Source organism: Paenibacillus sp. 2TAF8 (assembly GCF_052114825.1).
Taxonomy (GTDB): domain Bacteria; phylum Bacillota; class Bacilli; order Paenibacillales; family Paenibacillaceae; genus Paenibacillus.
This window is the reverse complement of sequence record NZ_JBFRFN010000018.1, coordinates 1-12,855: the sequence shown is the minus strand read 5'-3', so window position 1 is coordinate 12,855 and position 12,855 is coordinate 1. Positions and strand designations below refer to the sequence as shown.

Below are 12,855 nucleotides of genomic sequence, written 5' to 3'. Positions count from 1 at the left end.
ACAGGCGTCTGCCTTAGGACACTATCCCGCGCTTTGCCAGACCTATCTTCATAGGATATAGGGAGTTCATTAATGATCAGGAAGATCAGCAGCGAGAGGGGTGGCGGGATGGTATATCGTTATGTGGCTATAGGGGATTCCTTGACGGTAGGTACAGGAGCATTGCTCGGAACCGGATTTGTTCCAATATATCGCCGTATGGCTGAAATGAATCTTCGTACATTTGTATCCATGGACAATCTGGGGGTGAACGGGCTAACATCGGGAGAACTGCAGCAGATGATTAACGGGCATCCTCGGGTACGTCAGGCGCTGCGTGAAGCGGATATGATTACGATATCTATTGGTGGAAACGATTTGATCCGTACATTTAAAGCCAGCGGAGGTATTCCAAGTGCCGGGAAAATGACACAGGTGCTGGGTGAAACACGTCAACATGTATCTCAGGTGATGAGACAAATTCGGCAGTTAAAAGGAGACCAGAAGTACTTTGTCCGTTCCATAGGATTGTACAACCCGTATCCACAATCAACCGATGCTGCATACTGGGTGCGGCAGTACAATTCTTATTTAAATGGTGCCGGATCAGGTAACTATTCATGCGCACAAGTTTACGACAAGTTTGAAGGACGGGAACGGGAATTATTATTTTGGGACAGAGTCCATCCGAACGCAAGGGGATATCGGGTTATCGCTGATCAGTTGAATCGAACGGGGTATTTTCCTTTTGCTTGAAAGCTGAAGAAAACTAGACCTGTCCCAAGACTTCCGATATGATGAAAGAGTTCATTTAAACTATTGTATATAGAGGAGTTAAAATCGGTGTCTAACAAGCAGCAAAATTCTCTTCTTCCAACTGAAAAGCAAATGATCTCTGAAGTGTTAGCCTTATATGGCTTCACATCACAGTGGCAAGGTGAGCGGAGCAAGGGTGGCATGAACAACTCTACTTTTGTGTTGCATACAGGTGATGGAACTTATGTTATGAGACAATACGAAACACATAATGATCAAGCGAAAATAGCTTTTGAACATGGCGTGCTAACTGCACTGTCTGATATCGACTTTGAACTTGAATCGCCTAAACCAGTCAATTCATTATGTAGCGATTATGAGGGGCGGGAATCTAAGGGGAGTAATAATATTGTTCAAAAAAATAAAAAGACTTACCAGGTCATTCAGGATTATCACACAGGCGCCACAAAAATAGTATCTTTGTTTCGTTATCTGGAAGGTGTCAATCCCGTATGGGATTACCCTGATCAGTTATTCCTGTTGGGCAAGGCAGCAGGACAGTTGTCAACAGCGCTTGCCAGACTTGAAATGAAACTTGAACCGGTATATCCTCCATATTACCGTATTGAAAATGCCTATCCACTCTGTACCCCAGCCTTTTTGTTAGAGCTATGTGCTTCACCGCCAGTGGCGCTGGCAGCATGTACAGAGGAGTTAAGACAGCTACAACATGAACTGCCACGTTTGTTCGAAGCACTTAGCGGAATGGAGCAGCTTCCGCATCAGCTCGTGCATGGCGATGTGAACGCATCCAATGTGCTGGTAGATCCGGCAGGAAATGTGAGTGCAATCCTTGATTATGAGTTTGCTACCTGGGATCTGCGTGTGATGGAGCTGGCCGTTCCGATGTCTGACATGCTGACGATAGACAAGAGCGAAGAATGGATGTGGCGGGCGCAGGCTAATTTGGTTCAGGGATTTAGAGAACATGTTGAATTGAGTGCTACCGAACTCGCAGCGATCCCCCAGTTGATTCTGCTCCGCAGTCTGGACGTGGTGATGCATTTTATCAGCCGAATGCTGGAAGGAACGGATGAGCCGGAAGTCGCTGTGGATCAGATCCTGAAGCTGAAGCAGCGAGTCGATTGGATGCGTAGGAATGAGCAACAATTACGCGAGCTTTTAACGGAATAATAGGTTTGTATTGTATATAAAGTGCACGGGTTCTGCTCTCGGACAGAGAGTATAACCCGTGCACTTTTTATTTTTCCTAAATGATGCTTGCTGACATACGAAGCAGTCCAGCCTACAGCGCTCGTTTGCGGAACCAACTGCGGACAGCCCAGCGTCGTTCCTGACGTTTTTTATATTTTGGCAAGCTACGATACACATTCAGGGATTGATCATAAGCCTGTTTGGCATCATCATTACGCCCTAATGAACGGTACACCGAGCCAAGCAGATAGAAGGCCTCACTGGAGGAAGAATGAATCTCTTGGAACTGCTGTACATAATGAAGGGATTTGTCGCGATCTGTATCCTTGAAGGCTGTAGCAAGATTCAGGTATGGCTGCCCGTACTTTACTCTCGGGTTAATCTCAAGTGCCTGCAAGATATGACGTTCACCTTTGGATATATTTCCTAAATATAGTTCGGTTGTGCCTAAAGCTTCCCAGTAATCTGCAGACTGTTCGTAAGGTCGTTCCAGTTCTAACAAATAGGCGTGTGCTTCGCTGTAGCGTTTACGTTCGATGAGCAGTCTGGCCAGTTCCAGCTTGGAAGATACTTCGTTAGGATTCAGCGCCAGCTGTTGTTTCAGCCGGGATATGTTACGCATGCGTTTGAAAGGTTTGGTGAAGCTTGGAAATACGCCAACAAAGCGACGATCCAGAAAGTACAGAATGACGAGAAAAATCAGAATGGCAAGGAACGGATTGCCGATGATCTGCCAAAGGAGACCAAAAATCAGAAATTTAATAATCACAGATTCAACTCCAGTTACATTGTAATCGCGTATGCACGCCTTGAATATCATACCATATCAGCCTTTGGAAGAATATGTGCCTGCATAGGAAATAGAACCTATTCACCTATAAGAGATGATACGTTTAATCATAATGATGTGGAGAGTGAATCTCCCCTGAATGTTCATCTTAACCATTACGCACCATCGTTCTACGGTAAGCAGCTGGTGTAGTGCCTGTCAGTTTCTTGAACTGTCTGTAAAAATGGGGAAGACTATCGAAACCACAAGCGTCTGCGACAGCAGCCATCGTTTCATCCCCTTGAACGAGATGTTCTTTCGCCATAATAACTCTGCGAGCCAAGACATAATCTGTTAAAGTCATCCCCGTGTAACGCTTGAAAGCCCGGCTAAAATGTGCAGGAGACACCGCAGCTTGTTGTGCGAGGTCAGGTAAAGATAACCCGCTTCGCAGTTTATGATCAATGTCAGACAGGATGGGGGATAACCATGATGGAGCAGGAAGTGACGTTGTGGTATGAGCTGGTCCTGCAGCTGATTCCAGTCGTTCCAGAAATATCAGTAAGAGCTGCAGTCGGAGCAGTGCGGCGTGAGAGCCCAGATGATGGTCGGAACGGAACTCCGTATGAATATCGTCGATCATGGCTGATACTTGTGCCCGCTCGGTCTGGTCCAGATGTCTTTTGTATACTCGCCGTTTGCGGCAGCGCTCGAATGGGTGTAGCAAGGATGAGGACACGCCTCCAGCAGTTGAAGCCAGCAGCCCGGGACTGAAGAATAGTGCTGACGAGGTAACCGGATTGCCCGCATCCGGCAGTGCACGGTGCACGGTGCTGCCAGGAATAAGAAATAAATCCCCCTCCTGCATATCTTCGAGACCTGTATCGATAAAAATACTACCCTGTCCCCGATAGACATAGATAATTTCATGCCAGTCATGCAGATGGTCAGGTAATTCATTTTGCGGAGATTTCGTATCACTATAGACAAGACGAAACGGTATGCCCGACTCAGTCTGGATGGTGGTGCGTACTGGGAAATGTTCCATATGGACTCCTTTGGAGACAAATGTCTCTGTTAAGATGACAATTCTGATCATAAAACAGTATATTTAACGCAATATAAGCAATTTTATTTCCTTTTATTGATGATACAATGAATTTAAAGCGTTTACAATAATAGGATGCCAGCTTTTGATGTTCGCATTCTGAATTCGCAAATAATCGGTGAGGTGAGTGTCCATGTCTGCAAGCACTAAGCGGCCAAGATTGAAGATGCATCTGCTCGGAAATGATAGTCAGCGCAAATGCAAAGAAATGATTGAACGTCCCGTCAAAGTTTTGCAGATCGGGGAAGGCAATTTTTTAAGAGGATTCGCAGACTGGATGCTCCATGAGAGTGCTCGGCAAGGCAAGTTTCATGGCTCAGTAGCCGTGACGCAGCCTCGGCCTGGAGGTAAGGCCAAGCTTGAGCAGATTCGTGATCAGGACGGACTATATACGATGATTACGCGTGGGCTGTCTGAAGGGAAACGTGTAGAACGTACAGAAATGGTCTCGGTATTCTCGCAATTTATTAATCCGTACGAGGAGTGGCAGACGTTTCTGGAACTTGCGGAACTGCCATCGCTTGAATTTGTAATTTCGAATACGACAGAATCTGGCTTGAAATATATACAATCAGAATATATTCCAGGGGAACCGGTTCAATCTTTTCCAGGCAAACTGACCGTGTTCCTGCACCAACGGTATGTACGTTTTGGTGGAGATCCATCGAGAGGACTTATTCATCTGCCATGTGAATTGCTGGAGGGCAATGGCGATGTGCTGCGAGAATGCGTGCTCCGTCATAGTGAAGATTTCGGATTCTCTGACGGCTTCCGGTCCTGGATCGAACATCATAACTTTTTCCTGAACAATCTGGTGGATCGGATTGTGACGGGGGCGCCGACACAGGAAGAGGCAGATGCACTTACGGAGCGCTGGGGTTATGAGGATCAACTGGTCAATACGGCAGAGCCTTATCATTTCTGGGCGATCCAAGGCGAGGAGTCACTGGACAAGCGTCTTCCATTGAAACAAGCAGGACTCAATGTGCACTGGGTAAAAGATTTGAAACCTTATCAATTGCGGAAGGTACGAATCCTGAACGGTTCACACACATTGATGTCTTCTCTAGGTTTGCTTCGCGGTAAACAACATGTAAGAGAAACGATGGAGGATCCGCAGTTTAGTTCATGGATCAGGCAAGCGGTGCTTGAAGAGATTGTGGCTGCGCTTGATATGCCTGAGCTTGGACTGGAGCAATATGCGGAAGAAGTGTTTGAACGTTTCCTGAATCCGTATATTGATCATAAGCTACAGGATATTGCACTGAATACAGCTGGGAAATTCAAGGTTCGTGTACTGCCAACACTTCTGGCTTATGAACAAAGTCGGGGAAGCTGGCCTGAGCGGTTAATTCAAGGTTTTGCAGGATTTCTGTATTTATATCGTCCAGTGCAGACACAGGACGGTTATAAGGCAGAACTTTTAAACGGGGCATCTATTTCATTAAGAGATGATCCTGATATACTCGCAGCTCTGGCATCTCACTGGAATGGTTACAGTTATTCGAGCGATGGAGCTGGTGAGCTGGATAAAAGAGTTGCTTCGGTGCTCTCCAATGAAGTGATCTGGGGAGAAAACCTGAATGCAAAAAAAGGATTGCGAGAAGCACTCTTACATGAAATCGGTAGACTGGAAGGTGAAAGAAAATGAGTACAACCAAAACAGTGAGTGATTGGATTGCGATCCAGCCTCAGGATGATGTCATTATAGCACTTCGAGATTATGTCAAGGGAGAGCGTATTGATCTGCCGGAGGGGCACTCGTTCGCACTTCTGGATGATATACCTAAAGGGCACAAAATCGCCGTAAAGGATATTGCTCCGGGAGCGGACGTCATGAAATATGGCTTTTCTATCGGCATCGCACAGGAAGCCATTGCCAAGGGGGGCTGGATACACAGCCATAACTTGAAGACAGGATTGCATGGATTGCTTGAATATGAATATCAGCCGGGAAAACCCATGACTGTTGACATGCCTCCTGAACATTTGCGATCTTTCGATGGTTACCTGCGTCCGAATGGGGAAGCGGGGATCCGTAACGAAATCTGGATTGTCAATACAGTCGGATGTATTAACAAGGTATGTGAAGCTCTGGCCCGTATGGGACAGTCTCAGTTCGGCAGCCGGGTTGACGGCGTGTATCATTTTCCGCATCCTTTCGGTTGTTCACAGCTTGGAGATGACTTGAAGTATACACAGCAGCTACTCGCTTCGCTGGTGGAGCATCCCAACGCTGGTGGTGTACTTGTGATCGGTCTGGGTTGTGAGAATAACCAGGTGGATGAGTTCCGTGAGTGCATCGCACCAGAATATCGGGATAAGGTACGTTTTCTTAAAGCGCAGGAAACCGATGACGAGCTTGAAGAAGGGCTACGTTTAATGGAAGAGCTAGTTGAAATCGCGGAGCAAGAGAAACGTCAGCCACTGCCACTGAGCAAACTGAAAATTGGCTTAAAGTGTGGAGGTTCAGACGGTTTATCCGGCATTACAGCGAATCCGCTTGTAGGCGCTGTAGCCGATCTGCTCGTTGCTGCGGGTGGAACAGCAATTCTGACAGAGGTCCCGGAGATGTTTGGTGCGGAAACGATTCTGATGAACCGAGCTACGGATGAGCATGTATTTAACGATCTGGTAGACCTTGTGAATGGCTTCAAGCAATATTTTGTGAATCATGGTCAGAATATCTATGAAAATCCTTCACCGGGGAATAAAGCTGGCGGAATTACAACTCTCGAAGAAAAATCACTTGGATGTACGCAAAAGGGAGGACGCTCGTCTGTTGTCGATGTGCTCCGGTACGGTAAACGAGTGACCAAAACCGGTCTGAACATTGTAGAGGCGCCTGGAAACGACCTCGTTTCCGTGACAGCTTTATCTGCCGCTGGAGCTCATATCGTGCTGTTTACAACAGGGCGTGGTACACCGTTTGGTGGCCCGGTTCCTACTGTCAAAATTGCAACGCAGTCGGATCTGGCGAATCGTAAAAAGCACTGGATTGATTTTAACGCAGGTCAACTACTTGAAGGACAGACGATGGATCAGGTCAAAGAGCAATTATTCAGTCAGATTATTGATATTGCTTCAGGACGGGCGCAAACACTTAGTGAGCAGCATGGTTTCCGTGAGATAGCCATTTTCAAAGACGGAGTAATTCTCTAAGCAGACGTATCTATTTGCAAAAGTAAAACTAGACAACGATGCTTCTGTCTGTAGCAGACAGAAGCATCGTTGTCTTATTCAGGCTTTAAGCCTTACGCAAGAATATGCGCTACGGAGAGGATACACGCTACGTGGTGCACCACGCAAAGATCTGAACTCCGCGAGCTTCAATCGTAATATGTCCTGTAACTTCCTGACCTGTTAACAACTCACGTAATGCTGTATCACCCAAGTAATAAGATTGTGTGGAAGCATTGTGATTCATAACGAACAGATAGGTCACCCCGTCTTTGGTTCGCGCACTTACTTCCACACCCTGCGGGGTTTCCAGCAACGGTTTTATATTTTTGGACGAGGCAAGCTCTGCAAGTAAACCGTCCAGGAAAATGTCATCCGGATCGGTGGCAACGTACCAGGCTTCTCCTTGACTAAAGGTATTGCGTGTAAGTGCAGGCATGCCTTGATAGAAATCTTCGCCATACTCAGCAATCACTTCGGCACCTTCACTGTGTAGGAGGYCGCATAACATACCGCATTCGTATACGCCTTCAAGTGTGCCCAATGTTTCCTTCAGAACGATGCTGTTTTTCTGTTCAGGTAACAAGGCATCGATCTCTTCGACCCAGATGCCTAGCAGGTTTCGAAGCTCACCCGGGTAACCGCCAGTGGTCACGAGATCATGCTCGTTGACAATTCCGCTAAAGAAGGTGGTCAGGAAGGTGCCACCGGCCGCAACGAACTGCTCCAATTTTGCAGCAAAACCTGGTTTGACCATATAAAGTACAGGCGCAAGAAGTAGATCATATGAGCTGATATCGCTGTCTACACTTACAATGTCCACTTGAATGTTGCGGTGGAAGAAAGCCGAATAATATTTGTGAATTTGCTCGACGTATTTCAGAGCCACCGTTGGCCCGCTTGATTTTTCAATCGCCCACCAGTTATCCCAATCGAATACGATCGCTACCCTGGCCTGAACTCTGGCATCAAGTGTAATGTCGCCGAGGTTCTGCAGTTCCTTGCCAAGCTGTGCGACCTCCCGGAACACCCTGGTGTTTTCGTGTCCAGCATGTTCAATGACGGCACCATGATACTTCTCGCATGCACCGATGGAACGACGAAGCTGGAAGAACATCACGGTATCTGCGCCGTGCGCGACGGACTGATAACTCCATAGACGCATGACACCAGGTCGTTTAAGTGAGTTATACGGCTGCCAGTTCTGCTGGCTGGGTGTCTGCTCCATCAGCATAAATGGCTGACCGTCTTTGAGACCGCGCATGAGATCATGAGCCATGGCAGTATAGCTAATGGGTGTCGCAAGACCGGGATAACTGTCCCAGGACACGATATCCATATACTTAGCCCATTTGAAATAGTCAATCTGTTTGAAAAAGCCCATTAAATTCGTTGTGACGACGGAATCGGGAATATGTTTTTTGATCGCATGATACTCCAGCAGATAACATTCGAGCAAGCTGTCCGAGTTAAAGCGGGAGTAGTCTAGCGAGATCCCTTGGAAAGAAGAACTGTTGTGACCCCAATGTTCGCTCAGGTTGCTTGGAAGTACGATCTCGTCCCAATCGTAGAATGTATGACCCCAGAAGTTTGTGTTCCAGGCTTGGTTAACCTGTTCAATAGTTTCATAACGTTTCTTCAAGTAGACGCGGAATGCTTTCTCGCAGTTATCACAATAACATTCGCCCCCATACTCATTGGAAATATGCCAGACGAGCACAGCGGGATGATCCTTGTATCGCTCAGCAAGTTTGTCTGCGATGATCTCGGAGTATTTGCGGTAGGTTGGGCTATTCGGGCAGGAGTTATGCCGTCCACCGAATTTTCGTTTGCGTCCGTCTGCGTCCACGCGTAGAACATCGGGGTAGTTTTTGGCCATCCAGGCTGGATGAGCAGCGGTACTTGTGGCAAGGCAGATGTATACCCCGTTTTGGTATAGCCGTTCAATTAATTGGTCCAGATAATCAAAGTTATACGTCACTTCATCAGGCTGAATCAGTGCCCAGGAAAAAACGTTAATAGTGGCCATATCTATACCGGCCAGTTTGAACATACGCAGGTCGTCCAGGTGGGTTTCATGATCCCATTGTTCAGGGTTGTAATCCCCTCCATAGAACATTTTGGGTAATTTGCTACTGATCAACGTGCTCACCTCTTGTATAAGAATAATCCTATACTATATGATACATATGACTTTTAAAATATAATAAAAGTAATGGGGCATATAAGAATGTGGAACTCTATTTAATTGGATTTGAGGAGGTTATCATGCTCATCTCACCTGGACATCAACGCTTTTTTATGACACCGCGGGATCGGCCGCTTCCACTATATATCGAGAGTATAGGCTATAACGGAAATCAGGAAAAAGTCTCTAGACCTGCGGGTTATCCGTATTACCACTGGCTGCAAACGGTCAAGGGAGCAGGAGAATTCAAGCTGTCAGGAACTTCAGCAATTCTGGGCGAAACATCGGGCATTTTGCTCCCCCCAAACCTGCCTCATGAATATGCTCGTGTTCAAAGCGAGTGGGAGACCATCTATATTACATTTGGCGGTTCGCAGTGTGCTGCCATCGTAGATTCACTCGGCTTGGGTGAGGCTGATATTCGCCAGTGGGAGACAGATAGTCCGCTTAACGATTATGGTCAGCATGTGTTAAGTTCGATCGGGAGCGACCAGGATTTATCCGGGCTGGAAGCTTCGGCGGACATGTACCGCTTTTTAATATTACTGAAAAAACACGGAATGACCGGCAATCGTTCCTCCATCTCGCAAGCTGTAACAAGACTTGCTCCGCTGCTTGCTTTTATGGAGCAACATTACGGCGACCCGGACATCGGGCTAGAGCAGATGGCATGCATTATCGGAATCTCATCCAGACATATGAACACGCTGTTTAAACAATCCTTCGGCATAACAGCTTACAGTTACTTCATTTTGCTTCGCATACGTAAAGCCAAAGAAATGCTGACGGGCAGTATGGAACTTACGATTAAGGAGACAGCGGCACGGGCAGGGTTTCGGGATGCCAGTCATTTTGTTGCCACATTTCGGCGGATTGAAGGGGTTACACCTGAACAGTTTCGCAACTTGTACTAATAGCGCCAAGGTTGAACAAAAAGATATGCAGAAGGGTATTGATGCTTCTTTCAGTTGCCGTTATGATGGTATCGAATCCTAGAATCGAAAACGATTATACGAATCTATTCCATATGCATGAGAGAGGATGAGTCCGATCATGAGTTCAATTATTCCATTGTGGGAGCAAGCGGCCCCGCACGCAGCTGCAGGTCATGAAGACAAAATRCCACATTTGATCCCTTTTATTCAACCGGGTTCCGAGAGCGCTATCATTGTCTGCCCAGGTGGCGGTTACGGTCATCTTGCTGATCACGAGGGAGCACCTATTGCTGAAATGTTAAACGCGGCTGGCATCAGTGCTTTTGTCCTAAAATATCGGGTAGCACCCCACAGTCATCCGGCACCTCTTGCGGATGGGCAGCGTGCAATCCGTTATGTACGGGCTCATGCGGAACACTACGGGATCAATCCGTCCAAAATCGCTGTACTTGGCTCTTCGGCAGGTGGCCATCTCACAGCAACGTTGGGTACACAGTACGATGGTGGACAACCGGGTCATGCGGATCCGATTGAACGGGTAAGCTCTAGGCCGGACCGTGTTATTCTCTGTTATCCAGTGATTACAATGGAGTCTTATGGACATGCCGGCTCACGTATCAACTTGCTAGGCGAGGATGCAACCGAAGAACAGATTCAAGCTTTCAGTGCAGAGCGACAGGTTCGAGCAGATGCTCCTGAAGCATTTATCTGGCACACGAGTGATGACCAGGCTGTACCCGTGGAGAACAGTTTGCGATATGCCTTGGCTTTGGGGGCGCATGGGATTCCATATGATCTTCACATCTTTGAAAAAGGTCCACATGGTCTGGGGCTAGCGGAGCATGATGACACGGTTCGAGTATGGTCTGATCTATGTCTTACTTGGCTTAAAAATCAAGGTTGGTGATGTTGGCATACACTTTATTTTGCCAGTGAACTAACGGATCAATATCTAGCAAAGGAGACCCACGCTATGAAATTGCAAAAGAATGACAGACTTCTTTTTATCGGGGATTCTATTACCGATTGTGGACGTACACATCCTGTAGGCGAAGGTAGTTCAGGGCTGGGACATGGATATGTGGCACAAGTGTATGCACTTTTGCGGTCCATTTATCCCGAGCTGATGCTGAGAGTGCAGAATGTGGGTAATAGTGGGAATACCGTTCGTGATTTGAAGCAACGCTGGCAACAGGATGTGCTTGATCTGAAACCGGACTGGTTAACCATTATGATCGGTATTAACGATGTATGGCGTCAGTTTGATCATCCGCTGGCTGACTCACAGGTGTTTCTGGAAGAGTACGAGACGACATTACGTGAGCTTGTTGCATCGGTGCGCCCGAATCTGAAAGGGCTTGTGCTTATGACACCGTATTATCTTGAGGCCAACCCGGAAGATCCGATGCGGGCGACGATGGATATCTACGGTGATGCGGTTCGCAGGGTAGCATCAGAGTATGACGCACTGTTTGTGGATACACAGGCAGCATTTACGCCGCTGTGGGATCATTTCTATACATCGGTTCTCACACATGATCGAGTACACCCGGATGCTACAGGTCACATGGTGTTGAGCAGGGCTTTTCTGGATGCAGTCGGATTTGAATGGACAGGGAATACGAAATCCTAAGGAGGAGCGATGATATGAGTAATGTAACTGTTGTTGTAGATACGCCAGCGCAATTAGGAGAGGGACCAAGTTGGGATGCGGAAAATAACCGTTTGTTATGGGTAGATATTGAAGGCTTCAAGGTGCATGCGTACGATCCAGTGACTGGTGAGGATCAGGCTTATGACGTGGGTGAACATGTCGGAGCGGTGGTTCCTTATCGCGGTGATGAAGTGATCGTTGCACTTCGTAGCGGTTTCTATACATATCATCTGCTTTCGGGTGAGAAGCAGGCTATTGCAGACCCCGAGCAAGACAAATCCACCAATCGTTTCAACGATGGGAAATGTGATGCATACGGACGTTTTTGGGCTGGCACGATGAGTCTGAACAACGAGCAAAAGGCCGGATCATTGTACTGCTTGGAGGAAGGGAAATCTGTGCGCAATATGGTGCAGCACGTATCCACTTCCAACGGTCTCGGCTGGAGCCCGAATCGTGAGTACATGTATTACATTGATACGCCAACACGTTCCGTGGATCGTTTTGATTTTGATCTGGCTTCGGGCACGATCTCCAATCGAACGAGTATCATTTCAGTGCCGGAAGATATGGGATTTCCAGATGGCATGACTGTGGATGCAGAAGGTATGTTATGGGTTGCCCACTGGGGTGGAGGAAGAATTACCCGTTGGAATCCTGAGACAGCGGAACTGTTGCTACAGATCGAGGTACCGGCAGATCAGGTCACTTCATGTTGTTTTGGCGGACCAAACCTTGAAGACCTATATATCACTACCGCACGTATCGGAATTAAGGAAGAGCGTTTACAGGAAACGCCTCAAGCAGGTGCACTATTTGTCGTTAAGGCTGGTGTTAAAGGGCAAGAAACTCATGTTTATGGACGAAAAGCTTAAGCAAAGTCAGCTGGGAAAATAATAGTGGGTTTAAAGGTGCTGTGAGAACTAATCTGTACCCCTTGTCAAGGACACTTGAAAAAAAGGACTTGAAGTTCATATTAAGCCACAGACAAAAGATGATTTCTGTATTGCACAGGAGTCATCTTTTTACGTCCCCATTGATATCTGTGGTTATTGTAGTAACGTATGTATC

At 47.1% G+C, this 12,855-nt stretch carries 12 protein-coding genes; 8 read left to right on the top strand and 4 right to left on the bottom strand.

From position 1 onward, the window contains the following. Positions 1-72 precede the first annotated feature (72 nt). Together AB4Z30_RS22345 and AB4Z30_RS22340 are read left to right on the top strand one after the other, a co-directional pair. Positions 73-735: a GDSL-type esterase/lipase family protein gene (locus AB4Z30_RS22345; protein WP_441929664.1), complete on the top strand. Its 663-nt coding sequence runs from the start codon at positions 73-75 to the stop codon at positions 733-735. 87 nt (positions 736-822) lie between these two features. Continuing rightward, entirely contained in the window at positions 823-1,929 is a 1,107-nt protein-coding gene (locus AB4Z30_RS22340) for a phosphotransferase (protein ID WP_441929663.1), read from the top strand. Between the two features lie 112 nt (positions 1,930-2,041). Here the strand turns inward: AB4Z30_RS22340 and AB4Z30_RS22335 are convergent, their stop codons facing one another. Continuing rightward, a complete protein-coding gene (locus AB4Z30_RS22335; protein ID WP_441929662.1) occupies positions 2,042-2,719 on the bottom strand; it encodes a tetratricopeptide repeat protein in 678 nt (225 codons plus the stop codon). A gap of 169 nt (positions 2,720-2,888) precedes the next feature. Further along, positions 2,889-3,767, bottom strand: a complete 879-nt coding sequence (locus AB4Z30_RS22330; protein WP_441929661.1) for an AraC family transcriptional regulator — start codon at positions 3,765-3,767, stop codon at positions 2,889-2,891. A 193-nt stretch (positions 3,768-3,960) separates the two neighbouring features. On the opposite strand from AB4Z30_RS22330, the gene AB4Z30_RS22325 reads away from it, so the two are divergent. Beyond that, complete coding sequence (locus AB4Z30_RS22325) at positions 3,961-5,478, top strand: tagaturonate reductase (protein ID WP_441929660.1); 1,518 nt, start codon at positions 3,961-3,963, stop codon at positions 5,476-5,478. After that, positions 5,475-6,989, top strand: coding sequence for a UxaA family hydrolase (locus AB4Z30_RS22320; protein ID WP_441929659.1), 1,515 nt, complete (start codon positions 5,475-5,477; stop codon positions 6,987-6,989). The genes AB4Z30_RS22325 and AB4Z30_RS22320 overlap by 4 nt, the downstream gene beginning before the upstream one ends. A gap of 127 nt (positions 6,990-7,116) precedes the next feature. Here AB4Z30_RS22320 and AB4Z30_RS22315 read toward each other — a convergent pair whose 3' ends face one another. Continuing rightward, entirely contained in the window at positions 7,117-9,150 is a 2,034-nt protein-coding gene (locus AB4Z30_RS22315) for a beta-galactosidase (RefSeq protein WP_441929658.1), read from the bottom strand. Between the two features lie 125 nt (positions 9,151-9,275). On the opposite strand from AB4Z30_RS22315, the gene AB4Z30_RS22310 reads away from it, so the two are divergent. From AB4Z30_RS22310 to AB4Z30_RS22295, 4 genes are all read left to right on the top strand, one after another. Continuing rightward, entirely contained in the window at positions 9,276-10,109 is an 834-nt protein-coding gene (locus AB4Z30_RS22310; RefSeq protein ID WP_441929657.1) for a helix-turn-helix domain-containing protein, read from the top strand. Positions 10,110-10,248: 139 nt separating this feature from the next. Then, entirely contained in the window at positions 10,249-11,037 is a 789-nt protein-coding gene (locus AB4Z30_RS22305; RefSeq protein WP_441929656.1) for an alpha/beta hydrolase, read from the top strand. A gap of 66 nt (positions 11,038-11,103) precedes the next feature. Then, positions 11,104-11,763 carry an SGNH/GDSL hydrolase family protein gene (locus tag AB4Z30_RS22300; RefSeq protein WP_441929655.1) on the top strand — a complete coding sequence of 220 codons (660 nt, stop codon included), beginning with the start codon at positions 11,104-11,106 and terminating at the stop codon, positions 11,761-11,763. 14 nt (positions 11,764-11,777) lie between these two features. Continuing rightward, positions 11,778-12,659, top strand: a complete 882-nt coding sequence (locus AB4Z30_RS22295; RefSeq protein ID WP_441929654.1) for an SMP-30/gluconolactonase/LRE family protein — start codon at positions 11,778-11,780, stop codon at positions 12,657-12,659. A gap of 101 nt (positions 12,660-12,760) precedes the next feature. Here AB4Z30_RS22295 and AB4Z30_RS22290 read toward each other — a convergent pair. After that, positions 12,761-12,855: IS3 family transposase (locus tag AB4Z30_RS22290; protein ID WP_441929734.1), on the bottom strand; the 95-nt coding region annotated here is incomplete at its 5' end.